Here is a 21669-nt window from a genome sequence, read left to right on the forward strand (position 1 = left end):
TTTCAAAATATTTTCTCACTTTGATACAATAAAAATCACAAATATAAAATGTCTCAATTGTCCTATTTTTGAAGTAGATCATATTAGTAATAAAAAGATATATTCCAGAGCTTTGCAGTAAGAGAATTGATCACTTTTTTCAGGGAAATAATCAATGGAAAATAGGGTCGATCAGGATGAAAATTGTACCAAAATACTTTATAGCATACAACAATGAGCGCAGAGTCCAACAATATCAAGTCTTTGGAAATTGAAAATGAAGATTTCAGAAATTCAGTGGGAACTATGGATGAATCCGGAAAAAGAAAGTGGATTTTTCCCAGAAAGCCAAAAGGAAAATATACCAATTACAGGAATTACACCAGCTATCTTCTTCTTGCTTTATTTTTCGGGTTGCCATTTGTAAAGATTAACAATAATCCTTTTCTTCTCATTAACGTCATCGACAGAAAGTTTTTTATCCTTGGACAGCCTTTCTACCTGCAGGACTTTTTTATTCTTGCTTTGGGAGCGGTAACTTCAGTGATTTTTGTGATGTTGTTTACTGTTGTTTTCGGAAGAATATTTTGTGGGTGGCTGTGTCCCCAGACTCTTTTTATGGAAATGGTTTTCCGTAAAATCGAATACTGGATTGAAGGTGACCGAAATAAACAGATGAAGCTCGACAGACAGGAATGGGATGCTGAAAAAATCCGAAAAAGAGTGACGAAATGGTCCATATTTATTTTTATTTCCCTACTCTGCTCTACTTTCATGTTCATGTATATTGTAGGCTATGAACAGGTTTTCCAGATTATGCTGGATGGACCTTCAGAACATCCATTAAAGTTTATTACGATGATCTTTTTCACGATGACATTCTATTTTGTTTTTGCATGGCTTCGTGAGCAGGTTTGTACACTGGTTTGTCCTTACGGAAGACTGCAAGGGGTATTGATTGATAAACAAACCATCAATGTCTATTATGACTTTAAAAGAGGTGAAGGCCGCGCAAAATGGAGAAATAACGAGGACAGAAAAGCAGCAGGAAAAGGAGACTGTATCGACTGTAACCAATGTGTTGTGGTATGTCCTACAGGAATTGATATCAGAAACGGACAACAATTGGAATGTGTGAACTGTACAGCATGTATCGATGCCTGTGATGAAGTGATGGAAAAGGTAGGTCTGCCTAAAGGATTGGTACGCTATGCCACAGAAGCTGAGATTGAAAATCAGGATAAATTCCGATTCACTCCAAGAATGAAAGCCACCACCGTTATTTTAGCGCTGCTTATCGGATTCCTTGGATTTTTGATGTACGACCGTGGTTCTATGGAAGCCAAATTCATTAAGCCGGCAGGTTCTACGTTTTTCATTAAAAATGGTAAAATCACCAATACTTTTATTTATACCCTTCTGAATAAATCAAATGAGAAAAAGACGCTTACCATCAAAGTTATCACTCCAAACCATGCAGAAATCACTTACTTCGGTTCTGAAAAAATCATTTTGAAAGGAGATCAGATCCTGAAAGGAAACATCAACATTTCCTTCCCTGAAGAAGAAATTAAGTTCTCAAAACAAAATATGGTCATCGGAGTTTTTGATGAAAAAGGGAAACTGATAGATTCGTTTGAAACAACGTTTGAAGGACCATTTAAATTAGCTTTATAGGTGGCAGGTGATAGGTGTTAGGTTGCAGGGATTAGGGATTAGAGATACTACTCAACAGATATCAATGGTGAGTTTTGCTTCACAAGTGAATCGTGAATTTGGATGGGAAGTCATAAACAAGATAATAATAGTCTAAACAAAACGAGTACCCCCCAACTCGCAACAAAAACAACCAGCAACATTAAACTTTAAACCTTGAACCTTGAACTTTAAACCTTGAACTTTAAACTCATTAAGCCTTATATTTCCTCATGAACTGAGTAGGAGTCATTCCGGAGCTTTTCCGGAATACTCTTACAAAGTAGGAATATTCTTCGTATCCTAATCGAAAAGCTATCTCCACAAGACTTTCGTCCAGGTACATCAACATTCTTTTAGCCTCCAGCACTACCCTTTCTGTAATCACATCCGTGGCTGTTTTCTGAACAACAGTCTGTACAATCCTGTTTAAATGTTTAGATGAAATACCCATTAAGGAAGAATAATAAGTAATTGATTTATGCTCTGCAAAATGCTGTTCAATCAAATTTTCAAAATCCTGATAGTGTTTAAAATAGGAAAGCCCGGCAGCGGAATCCATGGTATCAAAGTCTCTTGAAAATATTCGGGTGGCATTAATAAAAATCTGGGACATCAATGACAAAATAAGGCCTTCTTTCATTATATTTTTAGCCCGATGTTCTTTTCCCAGTTCCTGAAATAAGCTGCTGTTTTTCTTCAATTCCAAAGCATCCAACTGAAGTTTTCTTGGAAAAGATACAGATCCGAAAAAGGGAAAATTTCTGAGCTTCTGATTTACATAATGCATTTCGTAAAACTCCTGAGAACAAAAGAAAATATAGCCATCAATATCCTCCGAAAGTTCCCAGCTGTGAATCTGCCCCGGTGAAAGAAAGAAAAGACTGCCCTCAGAAACTTCATATTTCTGAAAATCAATTTCATGTACTCCTGATCCTTTGGTAAAAAGAACCGCAGCATAAAAATCATGTCTGTGTGGTTTTTCAATATGGCGATGTCCCACCACCAAATGATTCTTCATCGTGTTAAAATAAAAATCTGAAGTATTTTTACCCACCTGGAAAAGATCGATATGAAGAACGGAGATCGGATTCATTATTATATAGGTATCGTAATAATTCACAAATTTAGATAAAAAAGAACTGGTATATGGTGATTCTTCCTATCTGTTAACACAAATACCTGCTATTTTATAGCAATTTCACTCTTATAAATTTTCTTTGAAACAAAGTCTGACTGTACTTTTTACAATATATTTTGGATGAAACTTTAAAAAATTTTTATCTTTGAGGTTTAGGAGTCGTAAAATGAAAATAAATTTACCTGATAAACTGTATTATTCTATAGGAGAAGTTGCGAAAGCATTTGATGTAAACACTTCATTAATACGTTACTGGGAACAGGAATTCCCTATTATCAAGCCTAAAAAAAACAGAAAAGGAAACCGTTATTTCACTCCTGAAGACATCAAAAACCTTCAGATGATCTACCATCTGGTAAAAGAAAAAGGATATACCCTGGACGGAGCCCGTATCGCCTTAACCACAAACAGCAAAATTTCCGAAACCATCACCCTGATTGACCGCCTGGAATTCGTAAAAGCCGAATTGATTAAGCTGAAAGAATCTTTGGGAGAAAGGGATGGTGAATAAATTTTTTTGAACATACAATAACCTCCGCTGCAATTCATTGCAGCGGAGGTTTTATTTACATCTATCAGGAAATACGATCACCAGCTATTTTCACAACATACTATACCCCCTTACCTAACCCCCTCTACCCCCTTAGGTAAGGGGGTATACCCAGTTGCACAAGGGGCTGAAGGGAGTTACATAACGGTCTCTAACCCCTTTGATAAAGGGTATAGGGGCTTATGGAACGGGCTAGAGACAGTTGACTAAGAGGCTGGAGCGACTTCTGAACTGGCTAGAGACCCTTGATGAAGTGGGTGGAGAGGCTTGTTAAAGTGGTGAGAGGGACTTATCTAACGGGCTGGAGGGTGTTTATAAATGGTTCATGGTATTTTGATAAGGATGTACGAGGACTTTTTAAAACAAAAACCACTGTATAAACAGTGGTTTTTGTTTTATTCGTGAACACGAGCGAAACTCTCGGACCAGCGGGGATTACAATCTATACTATCAAAGATTACTTATAAACAATTCATTGCTGGAAAAAATTCTGAAAATGTGACACTCCATTTATTATCAAAGTCACCATTAATTATTATAAAATCAATTTTTTTTCTTAAACTAAAAGCGATGCTTTCTTTTTTCTTAGATGTAATCTTAATCTGTCCGTTTCCTCTAGGAAGTCTAATTTGTCTATATCCACAGGTATAGTTTTCAAAATTATAGCTTTTACCATTTATATTAACAACATCATCAATAAAAGCAGCATTATTAAAAAATAATAAGACTTCATTATCTTTTTTAAGAAATTCTTTTGGGATATTTTCCAAATAAGATTTGTATGCAGCACTATCTGTTGCTGTTGCTTTCGTTTTATCCTGATAATAAAAATCAATATTATTTTGCGCAAAGCAACTATTGTTGGTCAGTAAAACTATTATTAAAAAAAATATTATTTTCATTCTTTTTTATTTTTAGGTAATCTAAATGAGTTGGCTTTAACAGTTTCTTCCATCTTCTGTATCTGATTTTTATTAAATTCCGTACCTAATCCTTTCATTGAAGAAGTTGGGTTTTCATATGAATTCATCCTATTGTTAACATTGGCAGGAGTAGCTTCAACTCCTGAATTTGGCTCCCATATATGTTCTAGACCAAAAGTATGACCAATTTCATGCGTAATCGTATCTGTATCTCCATTCTTTGCATTAACAGTTGCAGTAATTGGATTTCCAAGTGGTGCATCTCCAAGAACTGTCCCAGCAGTAATCGTACCATCATTGTTTTGTATCACTACAGATTTCCCCGGAAAAGTCATATCAATTTTATACGTAGCATTATTGTCTTGAATAATCGTAAGATTCATTCCATATTTTTTAAAATTATTTTCTACAGTTGAAAGCTTTTGTTCTATTTGTTTATTGGTAAAAGATCCTTGCACAATATTAGCATTTAATTGAATTGTTGCAGGGGTACTTATAGGAAGTCCAGAAATATCATTAGATATAGATTTGGTCATAGTAGATTTATTTATTAATTCAGCTTCAAGACCTTCCAACTCTCTAGCATCGATTACACGATTTTCAGAAAAATTATAATGTGACTGGTAAACATACTTTTCAGAAAGTGGATCTATATTAAAGAATCTTCCTACATCTGGCATATAATTTCTCCACTTAAATGAGTAAAAACCTGTCTCTTGTAACTCTTGTCCTTGGTACTTATAATTCTTATAACTTCCCGATCCAAAGAATGCATTTCCTGTCTTCAGATGATTCATCCCAAAAGGGTAATAATCATTAGCATCTGTGATTTCAAGAGCGCCTTCGCTGTTTTTTGCAAAGCTTACTCTGGCATTGTCAAGGTGATCTCTGTACTGGTAAATATAGCCGGTTTTGCAGGATAAAAGAACAAAAACCAACGCAATTGCAGTGGGTTTATTTTTATCTACCACACGAAAGGATTTGTGCGGTAGCCGGGGTCACTTACATTATTGAAATAACTTAATCGCACATTTTTAAGTGACCTACATAATTATATCGAAACTATTTTTGCGGTTGAGTATAGACAATTACTCCATTTTCTGTTATTTGATAAAGTTTTAAATTAGAAAATTTCTTTAAAAAACATTTAAAATCCTTGGGATTAGCAATTTCAGCATTAATTAATTTCCCGCCTACTTTTACAATTTTATAATCTTCATTAAAAAAAAATGTCCAAGGTCTTATTTCTCCATCCAATTCATTGGAAATAGTACTTTCATCAAACAAAATTGTATTATCATCGTTTGATTCATCAAAACTCAACTTTTCAAAATATCTATCACAAATATATGAGGAATTTAAATCACAAAATATAATAATCTTTATTCCATGAGATTTAAACCATCTGTAGTTCGATGTTTTTTTGTTAAGTTTATAATCTTTATCCAATGTTTCTATAGACATTCCTAATCCATTAGAAATAGAATCTGAATAAACATAAATTCCAATATAATCTCCATCTTTAAATGATGTTTTTAAAGTATCCTTTAGGTAAAGCTTTACAATATTACTTGTTACTTTGCTTAATCTATCTAATTTTTGCGAATATAGAATAGAACAAAACAAGCATAATAAAATAATAATTAATTTTTTCATTTTTTTGAACTTTTGTGGTAACCATTTTTAATTGAAGTTACTCTTTCTTGGTTGTAATAAACTGTTTTAGATCCCGTAAAAAATTTTGGATTATACATAAACAAAGTTGCTGAATTAGGAAATAGTTTGCTTGTGTTGTAATCACCATTCTTTAATTGCTTTCCTACATTTATATTTTTAAAATCAGTATAATCATGATTTTTCCAGCCTGTTAATTCTACTTCATATCCACTCGGCGAAATTTGATATTCCATGTCTGGATGATTATGTCCAAATAAAGAGATTGAATTTTGGTCAAAATAATTAATATATGGAGTAATTGAGACACTACCGTCATTAGCAGATTCATTTAAAGCTCCATTTTTTCCTACAATAGATTGTTGCTGCCCATCTTTAATTCCCGAACCTACAACAAATTCAGTATCTACATTATTTGAAATATATTCATGCAAACCAAGTGCAGTATCCTCATTTTGAAAAGTTATCATACTATATTGTTGCTCCTTACCTTTTGAATCTTTATAACTGCCTGATGCAGTATTGCTAGAAATATATCCCTGTTCCCCAACAATAAATCCTTTTGCATTCTTTATCAATGAATTATCCTTGTTAAATTGATTAGCAGCATATATTTGATCTTCTTTAGAACTAGAAACCCATTTTATAGAACCATCACTATCCAATCTATATACATCCATTCCAAATGGATCAATATAATTAACAGGGCTATTAAGGGTATAATTAAATGGTGATTCACTAAAATATTTTTCCGCCATCGGATCCACCACACCCCATCTTCCCAAATCCGGCATATAAAATCTCGCTCCATAATCATACATTCCAGACTCTTGAAGTTCCTTTCCGTTGTACTTGTAATTCTTATAACTTCCCGATCCAAAGAATGCATTTCCGGTTTTCAGATGATTCATCCCAAAAGGGTAATAATCATTAGCATCTGTGATTTCAAGAGCACCTGCGCTGTTTCTTGCAAAACTTATCCTTGCATTTCCAAGATGATCTTTATACTGGTAAATATACTGATCTTTCCCGTAATCATAAAATCCTTCTGCTGTAGGAAAGAACATGAGTTGGGGAGTCTTAACAGTAGTTATTCCCAATGGAGCGGCCTGTGCTATCGCAATTCCACTTTCACTGCTATAAGCCTGCTGTTCATAGGCATATTTTAATTTTTCGGAGTTCATGCTGAGTTCTTCAAGGCCACCACTGCCACCTCCATTATTATCGGATTCATTATGATAATATTGAAAACCATCCAGATAGTCTGTAATATCAGTTACCGTATAACAGTTGATGATACCACATTCACTTTTGGGAAGTTTTTTCTGAATCTTAACTCCATCTGCTCTGTACAGGTAATTATGTAGTCCAGAAAGCCCCAAAGTCCCATACTCTATTTTATTGGGAAGATTCAGATGGTTGTATGTAATTTTAGTGATATTTTTATCCGGCATCTGCCACATATTTCCATTGCTGTCATACTGAATCGTTCCTCCTCCACCTTCATATCCTGAAGGGTTATTCTTGTGGTCTTTAATCACAGATACCTGATTGGTTTTGTTATTGGATCCATAAATATATTCCAGCTCATCGATAACGGTAGCAGCTGTATTATTTCCTTCTACCGCAGAGGTTCTGTAAAGGTTTGTAATATTTCCATTCAGATCATAGGCCAAGGATTCTGTATGCTCTTTACTATAACGATTCACAGGGTTTTGATAATATCCTGCTGTCAATCTGTTCAAGGCATCATAGGCATAACCATATCTTTTCGGTTCTATAGGAGGATTGGCTCCTATAGATTCTACAGCTCTCCAGTCAACTTCTGCAATATTCCCGTTGTACTTTGGCTTTACGTTTTTACCAGAAAATAAAGCCGAATCGGGATTTTCTATTCCCGTCATTTCATTGTATTTGATTTTATAGGAAAATAATTTTCCACCTAAATCAGGAACTGACATCTGTGCTTTATTAATATCCGTCATCCAACCTCTTATATTATAGGTATAATCAATACTTTGCAGATTATTCCCTACTTTTTTGTTGGTAAGCTGGGCGAGTTCATTATAACTGTTTTCTGTAAGAATCTGTTCTGGTTTATCATCTACCTGATGCTTATGAACCAGTAATCTGTTCTGATTATCGTATTCAAAGCGTTCCGTTATAGTAACTCCCGGCTCATTGGCTAACCTCTTATGAAGCGTAATTGTTTTCTTAGGTGTTCCCGTAAAATCCAGCTCAGATTCTGTTCTGGTATATCCTCCTAAATGATTGATAGAATGGTTTCCAATAGCTCTTCCCTTTTGATCATAATAAGTGTAGTTTTTTGTCCAGTTATCATCTTCAATATTCTTTACAAAACTCATTACAGGAAATCCTTTGGTGCTCCTTCCATCAGTCGTAGCACTTGCAGTCAGTACGGGTGCTCCCTGAATAGTTGAAGGAAATGCAGGATTGAAACTATAGGCAGGATAGCTGTCATAATAATTAACACTTAATATCTGGCTAACATTGGAAGGGGTGGAAAGCTTCGTATAGTATACCGCCATACCGTTTAAGGTAAATCCCACCGCAGCCGTTCTGGTTTCATATAAAACGGTATTGACATTGGCACTGTTTTGTATTGAAGCCCTGTTGGCAGTATTATTTGTGATTCCGGTGTACAAGGTCCTTCCCAACTGATCATATTTGGTAAAGAGCCACTGTCCTTTTCCTTTAAGAACTGTATCCTGGGTCAGAATAAGCTGATCTGCTTTATTGTACACCATATACTCCCAGCCTTTGCCGGGTAGTTTCTTTTCTACCAGACGGTTTCTGCTGTCATATTTATACTGGTAACATAAATCGTTAAGCACCGTATTGGGATCTGATTCTAAAGCCGCTTTGGGAGGGATGACAAAAGCCAGTTGGTTATAGTCATTATAAACATAATAGGTATCGGCATTTTCTGTGGCATTGATGACTTTTCTGACCAGCAAAACCTGTCCCTGAGCATTTTTAAATTCAATAGTTAGGTTGCCGTCTTCATCGGTAACTGTATTTTTATACAACTCTCCTGTTCCATAGGAGCCTGGTGCGAGTAATTTGGATTCAAAATTGGTATAGTTAAAAGTAGCTGTATATTTTTTAACGTCTCCAGTGACATTAACCTGATATCCAAATTGTACAGGTTTGTTAACCCACGCATTTCCCACCTGTTTTTGTCCTAAAACACGGTTTAACGGAGAGCTTTCCAGAATTTTCTCTGAATAGATTTTCTCCGTACTATATGGGGTACTGCTTACATTCGCTAAGGGATTGGCAACAATGCCGCCACTGAGCGTTCCTCCCTGAGGCACGGGCAGATAATCAAGAACCTGTCTCCCGAAACCATCATATACAATAGGGGTTACAACATCTTTTCCTAATGGAGAGGCTTTGACATTGACAATTTGTTTGGGTCTTCCCAACCCGTCAAAATACTGAACAGTTTCTGAGCTTTTAACATTCGCAAGCGTAGGATCTGACAAATACGTCTTTGAGTACACATAGTTTTCTGTATTGGTAAGCTGCGCATGGACAGTTCCCATAATGAGTATTCCTATGGGAATTAATATCTTTTTCATCGGTTTTAGTTTTTATAGTTGTATTTCATCTCCTTCAACACTTTTCCGTCTGCATTCATCACTTTTTCAAGTCGGCCTGCTAAATCATAGATATAGTTTTCTCTGATTCCTGAAGAAGGCGTAATGCTTCTTACGCCAATCAAGGAATCGTAGGTATAGGTGGTCACCTGATAAGCAGATAATGAAGCGTTCATTCTGAAGGTATTCAATGCAGATAAAAATGCGGCTTCATCATTATTGGCTCCCGCCGCAGCATCTGTGTTGGAAGCCGCAACAATAGCATCAATTAAGGACTGCTGGATATCTGTTAATTTCGCGCCTTCTATTTTCGCAATAAGCTTAGTTTGATTGTAACCCCAGACAATTACTGTTGAGATCCCATTTTTTGCAGTATATTGTTGTAAATTTCCTTTGGAATCATATTGATCGTAAGTAACCTCTGTAGAGGGATTATTCTGAAAATCATATGACAATACTGAGCTAGGAAGTAAGTTCGATGGATTTTCATATTTCGTTTCCGTTTTGGAAAGGGTTTGGGTGGCAGCTCCAATAGTTTGAGTGGTTTCCGTTTCTAAAGGAATTCCTATCATATTAGCATTGATCAGCTTTTGGTTGTTTTTTTCATGGGCATAGCGGTAAGCCGTTTTTTGTGTTGAATGATCAGAAAAATCCACATTTACAATTGCCGGATTGGTATGCCTATAACTACTGTCATAAGTATAACTGGTAATTTGACTAGTGTTATTATTATCAAAATAATCAGTAGTTGTCATCGTTTTCTTTTTTACCCAGGCAGATGATATTTCAAAACGGTCAACCGTAAAAGTATAATTACGTCCTATACAAACCCCGTTGGCATTATGAATTGCACAGGCAACAGATTTCACACCGATATAATAAGGTCTTATGGTAAGACTAGGGAATCCTGTACTATAATCATTCGAAAGATTATTGAAATGATTGTCAAATTCGTAGGTGTATGAATCCCTCTTAACGAGTCTATGTTGAGAGTCATAATATTTTCTATCAGTTAATACCCCACGCGCAAACTGATTATTGGCATAGGTAAAGATTGGATTTCTTGCATTTTTAGGATTGGTATGGGACAGATTCATATATTCATCTATTATCTCATAGCTTTCCGCATTGTTGTTTACATTTTTATTCCGGGTAATGACCTTATCATAAATCGTAGGCTTCCCGTTGATCGTACTAATATTAAAGTTTCCCGAATTACTGATGACCATTTGTTCACAGGTATATCCCATATCCTGATCCTCTGCGATCTCCTGGATATAAGAATATTCAATATCATCTGCCATATATCTTCCTGTAGATCTATTGTTTTCATCCCTGTAAATAAATTCTGTTTCATTCGTCAGCATCCCTGCCTCATTTTTCGTTATTTTCTGAATTCGTATTCCCCCAACAGATTTATTGTACTGCTTGGTTTCTGAAACTTTTTCGTACCATTGGGCATTCAGGGTGGCATAGTGGCTGCTGCTGACATTTCCTACCTTTCTGATTCTGATTTTATAGGAAGGTTTTATGTTTTCCATAAATTCATATTCTTTATTGATCAGAAATGTTCTTAGAACGGTATTGTTATTATCCAGAAGTTCTCCTACAAAATGTGGTCCCTCAGGTAAAGAGCCTTCCGGACCTTCATTTGGATTGGCTGTACTTTGAAAGGTAATTTTGAAGTCAACGGTATTTCCATTGGTATTAACATTAAATATTCCGCCCAGCGTTTCAAGATTTGAAATAAGAAAGTCTTTTTTTCCTATTTGGGTTTCAGCCCCTTCAAAATAAAAGTCATCCAGTTCGTATTGCAGTCCCATTTTACCACCTGTAGGATATTGTATTTCTTTTAAACTTCCGGAAACAGCATAGTTAATATCAGGATTTTTATCATCTCCAAAACCGTAAATTTTATCGCCATATGCAACAAAAGGGATTCCATGATTGGTTAATTTACCATTATAAAAACCTACAAAATCCGTCTGATCTGATAATCTGTTAGGGAGTGGATTATTTTCATAATACTGAAGTTTATATTTTGAATTATCTTTCAGATTTACCACTTCTTTTAACTTCAGTCTTTTCATCAGATATGGAATTTCAGAATCATATCCAGGAGCTGATGGAGAGTCCGTACTTGTAAAATACTCTTTTACCAGATTATACTCTGATACCAGTGCCTGCTGGGGATTTCTAACTTCTATTTTATTTAGAGAAAGTCCATTATTGATATCCTCACGATTACCATACACGAACTTTACTTCATTGCCTTCAAATTGAATACTCTGTAATACACTTTCAGAAAGTACATTCGTTTTGGTTACAAATTCTTCATAGGTTGTACCATTCTGGTATACACATGCTCTTGGAATTTTAAGTCCTTTGTAAAAGTTATTCAAATAACTATAGTTACTTGCCTGATAATTAAACTTTATTTCTTTCCCTGTTGGCAAAAGGATTCGGGTAATAATAAAATCAGTATTACTAAAATCATTAGGGGCAGGAGCACTTCCCCCCACAGTTTGGGTTTGATTTCCTGCTTTGAAATAATACTTGATGCCCTGATCATCAGTGAAAACGAAGGAATCTTCTATTTTTATAGTACTGTAGGGAATCTGAATAATTTTCCCTGAACTGTCATAATAAAACTCTCCTGAAGCACTTCCCAAAGAGAAGGAATAAATATCAGGCTGGGTATCAAGTGTTGAGAATTCCTCTTTGATACTTTTTGCCAGATCATAATCGTTAAGATTGCTTTGAACAGGATTGAAACTATCCGGGTTGATATACTGAATTTTACCTTTATCTTCACGCCCTAAAACCTGTTTAGAAAGCGACATTCCGCCCACAGATAAAGACCAGCCAAGACCTACCTTAGAAGCGGTTTCTTTTACCTTGACTCCTGAGGCGTGATATTTCAAAGAAATCGGAAGACTAAAATCTCCCACTTGTATGGTATATATTGGAATATCAATACCAATAGTTCCGGTATGCGTAGATGTCGGAATATCCGTATGCTTTGATAGCTGGCTGGCATCAGGTGATTTTATAGTCAGATTGTATTTACTCTCCTTTGGATCTACAGATTGGGAATAGCCCAAAGCACACCCGCAGATAATCAGAGAAGCTGCAATTATTTTTTTCATCGTGTTATTATTTTTTAATCAGTTTAGCATTCGCCGTTTTGTTGGTATCCGTTTTTATCGTCACCAGATAGGCTCCCTGAATTAAAGCCTGGGTATTGATTTTCGTTACTCTGTTCTTGGTTTTTATACTCTGAAGTTGTCTGCCACTCATGTCATATAAAAGAATATCAGCTTCCTTGAAATCAAAACCAATTTCTACGTAGGCATAATCTGATACAGGGTTTGGATAGATTTTGATATCATATTTTTCAATGAGCTGATCCACCTGTCTATCACCCAGTTTTACGATCTTCCAGTTTTCTTTCCCCAATTCTTCTGCACTGGTTCCGGCCAAAATAATAGAGCCATCTCTGTTCAGTTTTAAGTCGGAAAGCCTTTCCTCTTTTTGTCTGGATTCTCCTTTCACGTGTTTTCTCCACTGCTCATTTCCGTTCTGATCGAGGTATAGCATCCAGAAGGTTTCATCATCGGTCTGTATTCTTCCTTCAGCCTGGGTATAACCTCCCAACAATATTCCTTTTGTAAAGTCTTGATTCTTGGTTCTTGTATCTTGGCTCTGAATCACACTCATACCCATCAGAATATCCCGGTTCTTGAAATTGTAGGATTTCTGCCACTGTTCATCCCCTCTTTCATTTAAAGCAATCAGCCAAAGGTCTGTTCCTTCTTCCAGACCTACCGTTTTATTGCCTGATCTTTCTGATCTGGATTCTCCACCAATGATAAAGCCAGTTGAAGTTAAGGCCAGGGTTCTGATGTGGTCATCACCTTTGCCTCCAAAGTTCTTTTCCCATTCTACTTTTCCGTTTTTGTCTAACTTGACAATCCAGTAATCGCCTTCACCGAAGTTGTCGCTTTGCTTTGAGGTTGCAGATAACAGGTTATGGGTTGCAGTTCTGTCAGACGGAATATTAGTGTTGGTTGTTGATTGCTGATTATTTGTTTTAACAGATGTGCTTCTTGAATAAATTCCAAGCAATGCGCCGCCGTCTTTCGTGGGAATCATCTTTTCGACTTCATCTAAGCCTTTTCCACCTAAGATTAATTGGGATAATTCTTTTCCGTTTTTATCCAATTTTGTGATCCAGACATCTTTGGAGCCGTAGCCTTTTGATGAGCTCTGTACATTCCCGGCTACAAAGAATCCTAGGTCTGTAGTTTGAATGACTGCTCTGGCTTCTTCATCGGAAGTGCTTCCTAAAGTTTTCTGCCATAATTCATCGCCAAATTCATTGATTCGGATCAGCCAGATATCGGAGCCTCCTTTGGAATCTTCTTTTTTATCTAATCCTTTACCGGAATAAGAAGTTCCAGCCAGTAAAAATCCGCCATCCTGAGTGGTGACGGTTGCAGATAAATAATCATGATTGGATCCTGAAAAATATTTCTCCCAGACTTCCTGTCCCTGCTGGTTGAGTTTTACCAGATGGAAATCGTAACCGTTGTTTTGCTTACTGCCTAAAGCTTGCTGCTTATCGCTTTGAATAGAACTTCCCGTGATCAGATATTGCTGATCGATGGTGGTGGTGATCTGGCTTAAGAAATCCTGGGTAGAGGATTTGATGTCTTTCTGCCACACCACTTCCTGAGCAGATACGCCCAGGATTGTGCATAGAGTGAATGCACCGAGATAAAGTTTTCTCATTCCCGTGTTGTCGTTTTTTGAGTTAGTAATTAGTTTTTTAAAACTTCGCGAATTTAATACTTTTTAAGACACAAAAATTACTTTAATGTGGTATCCTGTAAATCATACTATTTATTATTTACTTTTCTTTATTTATAGTAAATTCAGCCTTATTCTGATGTAAAATTATTTATATGGAGCGACAAAACCTGTCGTATTAAAAAACAATAATTTAATATGAACATGCAGTATCAATTACGAAATTATATTGCATAAAAAACAATATCCCTATTAGCTTTTACATCATAAAACACTTTCTCTATATCATATTTAACCATTTCAGGATCAGCTATTGTCATGTTTTATTTTTATGTATAAGTTTACTCCATGATGAGAAAAAACTATTACCAGAAATTAGCATTTATGGTCACATTGCTGACTGTTTTATTTGCGTATCAAAACTATACCAGCCGGGAAAAAGAACCTTTCCCTAAGGTTACATTCATTGCAGATGCTTCAATAGCGGCAAATTTATCCGATTTTGATCCCAATACGCTTGATAAAGATCAATGGCAGAAACTTGGATTTTCAGAGAAACAGACTATTACCATTCTTAAGTATAAAGATATTGTAGGCGGAAAATTTACTTCAAAAGAACAATTGAAAAAATGTTATGCTATTTCCGAAGAGAAATTCAGTGAGTTAGCATCTTTCATTTTACTTCCTGAAATGACAAAAAAGGAAAATTCAAAAGGATTCAAAACTTTTGGAAAGAAAGAAATTATGATATCAGGGAAATTCAACCCTGATCAGTTTTCTGCCAATGACTGGCTTAAGATGGGCTTCAGTGAAAGACAGGCAGAGGCTATTATTAAATATCGAAATTATCTCGGAGGAAGTTTTATCAGCAAAGAAAAGTTTAAAGAATGCTTTATCATCTCTACAGAAAATTACAGCAAACTTGAGCCTTATCTGTTACTGCCGACAAAAACCCCGGAAAACTTCAGGAATATGGCAAAGAATAATCCTATAAAATCCAAGATTCAATATCATATGTTTAATCCCAATCAGCTGGACTTAGAAGGTTGGATAGCTCTTGGATTCTCAGAAAAACAAGCAAACACCATTATCAATTATCGGGACAGAAATTTACATGGAAGTTTTAAAAACCTGGATGATCTGCAGAAATGTTTTGTGATTTCTGCAGAGAAATTTCAGGAAATGAAACCTTATATCAAACTTCAGGAAAAGCAGCAGGAAAAAACAGATTTTTCAAAAACAGATCTCAATACCATTACTTTTAGACAACTTATAGAATTCGGACTGGATGAAAAAAGTGCAGGTTCAATAATTGGTTTCAGAAAAAAACTGGGAGGTTTTATGAATAAGCAACAGATTTTAAGTACGTACAATATTGATCAGGATCTTGTTCAAAAACTGATTTCAACAGCACCATTGAGCACCACCAAAGTACCTCGGTATTCATTAGTAGATGCACCGGAGGAATGGCTTAAAAATCATCCTTATTTCAAGTATTCAGCAGACAAAATACTCTTCTACCGAATCAGTAACCCTGATGATAAAACAATATGGAAACTTTTAAAACTGAAACCTGAATATGAGGAAAGAATGAAATTATATATAAAATAATAGGTGGACAAATAAAAAACTGACATAAACTCTTCCAAAAATACGATCCCGGAAGAGTTTGCGCTCTTACATACTCTTTTAAATTTTAGTGATGCATATAATTGCTGGGACCATTGGTTCCTTCAATGGATTCGGGTAGCATTCCATATTGGTTACGTAAATCTACTGTCCCTAATTTTTTTCCGGAATTAATATCAATGATACTGATTGTTCCTGAATTTAAGTTAGGGAGATCCAATAAATTATTTTGTACTGCTACAACTTCTTTCCCTGATTTGGTTTTAAAGAAAGCCATATGATGCGCTCCTTTATCCGCATCAAAAGTCTTCAAAAGCTTTAATTGAGGAAGATTATTGATATCAAATACGAGTACTTTTCCAGGTTCTGCAAAACTTACATAGAGTTTGTTTGAATCATCAATATACATTTCGAGTGCCCAGCCTAATCCTTTTGTACTACCATCAAAAACCTTAGTAAAAGCATCATATTTTTTGGTCGTAGTATTGTATGGAGCCATCCAGATATCCCCTCCAAGCATGGTGGTAGCAAGGGCATATTGTGGAAATTTCCCACGAAGCAGTAAAACTTCAACAGGAGCGGACATATCAGTTGGTGAGTCTGCTACCTGATAGGTCTCCTTTATTTCATAGGTATTCAGATCTAATAAAGTACAGGTATTGCCCATTCCGGTAGTAAGATCAGGGTGAATGGTGGACGATACCATCATTAATCCCTTTTCTTCATTAATGGAAATACCATGCGGATACATTATAAATTGGTTGGGATTAGTTTGAATTGGAGCTTTAATCGTTTTGATAAGCTGATTATTACTGGCATTAAAGACCCCAATACTACCATCTTTTGGACCTCCTGCTCCCCCCATAAAGGTCATAAAATTTCTGCCGTCATTCGTGAAAAATAAATTTTCGCCTACTGTATTCTCACCGGTATCAATAGGAGTGGCACTGATTAATTGGGGTTGTCCATTTTGATCTTCTCCCGTTTTTATCTCATAAAGATAGCTGCCACCTAAAGCAGTTGTGTACATTTTTTTTGCATTCTGATTGTAATAGATATGGTGTGGCAATACACCTATACCTAATTCAAGTCTGTTGCTGATATTTCCAAAATTAGGAGCTTCAGGATCGAGTTCAATGACGGCAATTCCATCTGGCAATCCTTTCAGACTTCTGTAATCAATGTAAAACGAAGAATCATGCGGGTAATTCTGATTATGATTATCATTTTGACAACTCATAAATATTACTAAAGTAACAAATAATAGAACTGAATTTAATCTTAGTTTCATGATTTTCTGATTATGGTTATTAGTATTATAAATATAATATATTTCCAATGAAATATAAAACATATTACACTAATATGTGAGAAATAATTAATTGCTCCTCAAATTGTTTTATATCAGAAAAAATAAAATTGCTAAAGTATATTAGATATTTTAATCAAATGTTTTGCTGGAATCTGTCAGCAAAGAGTTTAGAGTATTAAGTTCTTCATCCGTCATATCTCTCCATTTTCCAATGGGTAAATCGAGTTTGATATTCATGATACGGATTCTTTTCAGTTTTTTCACTTCGTATCCAAGGTATTCGCACATTCTTCGGATCTGTCTGTTCAGTCCCTGAGTAAGGACAATTCTGAAATTCATATCATCAATCTTCTCTACCTCACATTTTTTGGTCACTGTATCAAGGATGGGAACTCCGTTTCTCATTTTTTCCAGGAACTTTGGAGTGAGCGGTTTATCCACCCGAACAATATATTCTTTCTCGTGGTTATTTCTCGCTCTCAGAATTTTATTGACAATATCACCGTCACTTGTCAGGAGAATAAGTCCTTCACTTGGTTTATCCAATCTTCCGATAGGAAAGATTCTTTTTGGATGGTTGATATAGTCTACGATATTATTTTTTTCGCGTTTTGTATCTGTGGTACAAACAATCCCTACCGGTTTATTAAAAACAATATATATAGGTTTTTCCTGAGGTTCTCTGATAGGTTTTCCGTCTACCTCTACCAGATCTTCGTCAGAAACTTTTGTTCCCAACTCAGGAATTTTCCCGTTTATTGTAATCCTTCCCTCTTCCAAAAGCTTATCTGCTGCTCTTCTCGAACAGTATCCAACTTCTGATAAATATTTATTGATACGCGTTTTTTCCATTAGTCTTTTCCGTAGCCGGTATAATTTTTATTACTAAAAATGGTAATTCCATAGCTTAGGCCTATAAAAAAACCATCAGCTCCATCTTTAAGTTTGTGTGATTCAAAAACGATTCCTCCTTCCTGACTCAATCTTTTTGAATAGGAAACCTGCATTCCCAGTCTTCCACCCCAGAATTCGGTATCTGAAATAGCAGAGTGATTAAGCTGTTTTCCGTAATTAATATCTATATAAAAAAGTCTTTCTCCAGGAGAAAAAATAATCTTTGGCTGGATAACCCAATAAATCAGGTGATCATTATCCTGTATAAAGCTATATTTAAATCCTGTTCCCAATGCAAAGTTAGGAAGAAAATTGTAACCTCCTACAGCAGTAATACCATACGTTAGATTTCCTAATGAAGACCTGTTGTCGATATACTGCGAATTGTTAGGTTGATTTTTCTTATTAATATTAAACCCTATATTCAGAGAAGGATTGAAATAGAAGTCCATTTTGGATTTTCCGGTTTCCGTATCCTGAGAAAATGCTTTAACAAGAGCAAATATGAATAATAAAAGGGATAATTTTATTTTCATAGGCCCTCAAACCTGTATTCATTGTTCAGAAACTGATCGGTAGCATCTTCAATGGCATAATCTCCGATTTTAGTACGTCTTAATTGTGTCAGATAAGCTCCAACCCCCAATTCCTGCCCGATATCATGAGCAAGACTTCTGATATATGTTCCTTTTGAACAACCTACCATAAAGCTCACCAAAGGGAAATCTATTTTAATATCCTGAATGTAATGAATGGTTGTCTTCCTCGCCTTCATTTCCACTTCTTCGCCAGCTCTTGCAAGGTTATAGGCTCTTTCCCCATCAATCTTAATGGCCGAATAAACCGGTGGTTTCTGTTCGATTTCTCCAACAAATTTTTCCAGGATGTTTTTTACCTGTTCTTCAGTAATATGTGAGATGTCATGATGAAGGATTTCAGGTTTTTCGGTATCATAAGATTCTGTCTGTACTCCAATTTTAATCTCTGTCCAGTATTCTTTGGGAGCATCCTGAATTTCAGGAATCTTCTTTGTAAATTTTCCACAGCAGACAATAAGAAGCCCGGTTGCTCTGGGATCTAAAGTTCCGGCATGTCCGATTTTAAATTTTTTAGGAAGATCAAATTCCCTTTTAAGTTTGTATTTCATTTTATTGACAGCCTGGAAGGAAGTCCAGTCCAAAGGCTTATCCAATAAAAATATGTATCCTGATTTCAGTTCTTCAGCAGTCATGAATGGGTATAATGTAATTCCTATTTAAAGAAATAAAAATAGATCAAAAGAGCAATTCCAACGAAAATACGGTACCAGCCCCATGGTTTGAATCCATATTTATTAAGCACTCCAATAAAGGCTTTGATCGCAATAAGTGCTACAATAAAGGCTACAATATTGCCGATTACAAAGATCATAATGTGATCCTGTGAAGCCATGATCATTTCATATCCTTTCTGTGGATGGGCTGTTTCTTTTCCCCAGGTTTTCACAAAAACTGAGTATACTGTTACAGCAAGCATGGTAGGTACAGCAAGGAAGAAAGAGAATTCTGCGGCGGCTTTTCTGGTAAGTCCCTGTGCCATTCCTCCAATGATGGAAGCCGCACTACGGCTTGTTCCCGGCATCATCGCAAGACATTGCCAAAAACCGATGGTAACGGCATTTCTTATCGTAATTCCTTTTTCATCATCAATCTTAGGATTCTTAAACCATTTATCTGCAAACAGCAAAATAACACCTCCTAAAACCAATACGGAAGAAATAGCAATCTGATTTCCAAGAATGGCTTCAATTTTATCATCGAATAAGTATCCCAGCACCAAAGCCGGAACCACCGCAAAAGCCAATTTGAAATAGAACTGAATATTGTTTAAATCAAAAAACTTTTTCCAATATGCTACTACTACAGATAAAATGGCTCCAAACTGAATGGACACCTGAAACATTTTTAAAAATTCTGTTTCCTCCAGCCCCATAAGATTTGCAGTAAACCCCATATGTGCTGTAGAAGAAATCGGAAGATATTCTGTCAACCCTTCTATAATGGCAATAATAATTGCTTTGATTAAATCCATATTCTTTTAAAAAATTAAAAAGATTAAAAGATTTAAGAATTTAAAAAGATGGGCCTATTAGCTTCATATCTTTAAATTCTTAAATTTTTTAATCCTTAAATAAAGTGTATTTTATTTATTTTCTTTTTAAGATCGCGTACACTTCTATGACAAATCCTATAACAACAAACAGAGGTGCTATTCTGATTCTTCTGATAGAAAAGATACCGTCATTCCATGAGTTCGGATCAAACTTTCCATCTACCGTATTGGCATCGGGACCCATCATCAGTAGAAACCCAACTACAATAAATGCTAATCCTATCAACATCCATTTGAAATTCTGCTGTCCGAAATAGAAAGCACTTTCCTGTGGTACTTCTGCTTCATGTACAAAGTCTGAAGCGGAAAATTTATTTGTTTTTTTGCTCATTGTTAAGAGTAATATAAATCGTCAACGTTTGATTTTAAGAATCTCCATGTCGCGAAAATTGTACTTAAGACAGAAATAAAAATTCCAACTCCAAGTACTAAGATAACTAACCAGAAGTATTGGTTGTTGTCCTGTACGAAAGCAGAGCCAATCTGACTTGTGAAATAATACCATACCCCTCCTAAAGCAATAAGACCTATTACAGAACCGATAGCTCCTAAAATAATAGCTTCTACAATAAAAGGTTTAAGGATAAATCTTCTTTTCGCCCCTACCAGCTGCATCGTTTTAATAATAAATCTCTTCGAGAATATTTTCAGACGGATAGAGTTGTTGATCAATACAACTGCCAATATCAGGAACAGCACTGAAAATCCTAAGATCCACTTCAGAATTCTGCTCAGGTTATTGTAAACATCTACCATCAAAGTACTGTCATTTTTAACATCAATAATCCCCGGAACGGATTTAATCTCTTTAATGGCTTCATCAATTTTTGCAGGATCTACAAATTCCGGTTTTAAAGCAACTTCAATAGAAGAAGGGAAAATATTTTCTTCGAACAATGCATCACTGTCGATTCCCATAGTTTTCTTGGCTTCTTTTGCCGCCATATCTCTTGAAATATAAGTCGCTTTTTTTACAGGAGCTAATAACTGTACCTTTTTAAAAGTTTCTTCCTCAAGTTTTGCAATTTTTACAGAATCTTTAGCGTCATAGTTTTCATCAAAGTAGGCGTTCACCACCAACTGTTCTTTGATATAGTCAGAATACTTCTGGGCATTAATCAGAATAAGCCCCATTAATCCTAACAAAAATAACACTAAGGCAATACTTATCACTACTGTAATATTGCTGGACCGAAGCCTTTTCTTATTAAATTCATCTACAGATTTAGCCATTAATATTAAAATTTTTGGCTAAAATAGAAAAAATCTTCCGAAATTTGGGACGA

Annotated in this window: 17 protein-coding genes; 3 read left to right on the top strand and 14 right to left on the bottom strand. The window is 35.5% G+C overall.

Going from position 1 to position 21669, the window contains the following annotated elements; all coding sequences use genetic code 11:
* Positions 1-213: 213 nt before the first annotated feature.
* Positions 214-1656 carry a cytochrome c oxidase accessory protein CcoG gene (gene ccoG / locus JOE44_RS09100; RefSeq protein ID WP_209785305.1) on the top strand — a complete coding sequence of 481 codons (1443 nt, stop codon included), beginning with the start codon at positions 214-216 and terminating at the stop codon, positions 1654-1656.
* A 232-nt stretch (positions 1657-1888) separates the two neighbouring features.
* Here ccoG and JOE44_RS09105 read toward each other — a convergent pair whose 3' ends face one another.
* Positions 1889-2770 (bottom strand): helix-turn-helix transcriptional regulator, encoded by an 882-nt coding sequence (locus JOE44_RS09105; protein WP_209785306.1) that lies wholly within the window; start codon positions 2768-2770, stop codon positions 1889-1891.
* Positions 2771-2981: 211 nt separating this feature from the next.
* On the opposite strand from JOE44_RS09105, the gene JOE44_RS09110 reads away from it, so the two are divergent.
* Positions 2982-3326, top strand: a complete 345-nt coding sequence (locus JOE44_RS09110) for a MerR family transcriptional regulator (protein ID WP_105683719.1) — start codon at positions 2982-2984, stop codon at positions 3324-3326.
* Positions 3327-3826: 500 nt separating this feature from the next.
* Here the strand turns inward: JOE44_RS09110 and JOE44_RS09115 are convergent, their stop codons facing one another.
* The 6 genes from JOE44_RS09115 to JOE44_RS09140 form a co-directional block, all read right to left on the bottom strand.
* Positions 3827-4267, bottom strand: a complete 441-nt coding sequence (locus JOE44_RS09115) for a hypothetical protein (RefSeq protein ID WP_209785307.1) — start codon at positions 4265-4267, stop codon at positions 3827-3829.
* A complete protein-coding gene (locus JOE44_RS09120) occupies positions 4264-5259 on the bottom strand; it encodes an RHS repeat-associated core domain-containing protein (protein ID WP_209785308.1) in 996 nt (331 codons plus the stop codon). The genes JOE44_RS09115 and JOE44_RS09120 overlap by 4 nt, the downstream gene beginning before the upstream one ends.
* A 91-nt stretch (positions 5260-5350) precedes the next feature.
* Positions 5351-5944 (bottom strand): hypothetical protein, encoded by a 594-nt coding sequence (locus JOE44_RS09125; protein ID WP_209785309.1) that lies wholly within the window; start codon positions 5942-5944, stop codon positions 5351-5353.
* Entirely contained in the window at positions 5941-9567 is a 3627-nt protein-coding gene (locus JOE44_RS09130) for a DUF6443 domain-containing protein (protein ID WP_209785310.1), read from the bottom strand. Before JOE44_RS09130 ends, JOE44_RS09125 begins: the two co-directional genes overlap by 4 nt.
* A gap of 5 nt (positions 9568-9572) precedes the next feature.
* Entirely contained in the window at positions 9573-12734 is a 3162-nt protein-coding gene (locus tag JOE44_RS09135; RefSeq protein ID WP_209785311.1) for a hypothetical protein, read from the bottom strand.
* A 7-nt stretch (positions 12735-12741) separates the two neighbouring features.
* Complete coding sequence (locus tag JOE44_RS09140; RefSeq protein WP_209785312.1) at positions 12742-14379, bottom strand: T9SS type A sorting domain-containing protein; 1638 nt, start codon at positions 14377-14379, stop codon at positions 12742-12744.
* Between the two features lie 366 nt (positions 14380-14745).
* Between JOE44_RS09140 and JOE44_RS09145 the strand changes: the two genes are divergently transcribed.
* Positions 14746-16008 (top strand): helix-hairpin-helix domain-containing protein, encoded by a 1263-nt coding sequence (locus tag JOE44_RS09145; protein WP_209785313.1) that lies wholly within the window; start codon positions 14746-14748, stop codon positions 16006-16008.
* A gap of 85 nt (positions 16009-16093) precedes the next feature.
* Here JOE44_RS09145 and JOE44_RS09150 read toward each other — a convergent pair whose 3' ends face one another.
* The 7 genes from JOE44_RS09150 to JOE44_RS09180 form a co-directional block, all read right to left on the bottom strand.
* Positions 16094-17266 carry a hypothetical protein gene (locus JOE44_RS09150; RefSeq protein WP_209785315.1) on the bottom strand — a complete coding sequence of 391 codons (1173 nt, stop codon included), beginning with the start codon at positions 17264-17266 and terminating at the stop codon, positions 16094-16096.
* A gap of 201 nt (positions 17267-17467) precedes the next feature.
* Positions 17468-18190, bottom strand: coding sequence for a 23S rRNA pseudouridine(2604) synthase RluF (rluF, locus tag JOE44_RS09155; RefSeq protein ID WP_209785316.1), 723 nt, complete (start codon positions 18188-18190; stop codon positions 17468-17470).
* Positions 18190-18768 (bottom strand): hypothetical protein, encoded by a 579-nt coding sequence (locus tag JOE44_RS09160; protein WP_209785317.1) that lies wholly within the window; start codon positions 18766-18768, stop codon positions 18190-18192. The genes rluF and JOE44_RS09160 overlap by 1 nt, the downstream gene beginning before the upstream one ends.
* The gene (gene truB / locus JOE44_RS09165) at positions 18765-19463 is read right to left on the bottom strand and encodes a tRNA pseudouridine(55) synthase TruB (protein WP_209785318.1); all 699 of its coding nucleotides are present in this window, start codon (positions 19461-19463) and stop codon (positions 18765-18767) included. The genes JOE44_RS09160 and truB overlap by 4 nt, the downstream gene beginning before the upstream one ends.
* 20 nt (positions 19464-19483) lie before the next feature.
* Complete coding sequence (locus JOE44_RS09170) at positions 19484-20302, bottom strand: undecaprenyl-diphosphate phosphatase (RefSeq protein WP_209785319.1); 819 nt, start codon at positions 20300-20302, stop codon at positions 19484-19486.
* Positions 20303-20417: 115 nt separating this feature from the next.
* Complete coding sequence (locus tag JOE44_RS09175; protein WP_209785320.1) at positions 20418-20714, bottom strand: DUF3098 domain-containing protein; 297 nt, start codon at positions 20712-20714, stop codon at positions 20418-20420.
* 2 nt (positions 20715-20716) lie between these two features.
* The gene (locus tag JOE44_RS09180) at positions 20717-21616 is read right to left on the bottom strand and encodes a permease-like cell division protein FtsX (protein WP_034695324.1); all 900 of its coding nucleotides are present in this window, start codon (positions 21614-21616) and stop codon (positions 20717-20719) included.
* Positions 21617-21669: the final 53 nt, after the last annotated feature.

Origin of the sequence: Chryseobacterium sp. PvR013 (assembly GCF_017833095.1) — a bacterium.
In the GTDB taxonomy this organism is placed as follows: domain Bacteria; phylum Bacteroidota; class Bacteroidia; order Flavobacteriales; family Weeksellaceae; genus Chryseobacterium; species Chryseobacterium culicis_A.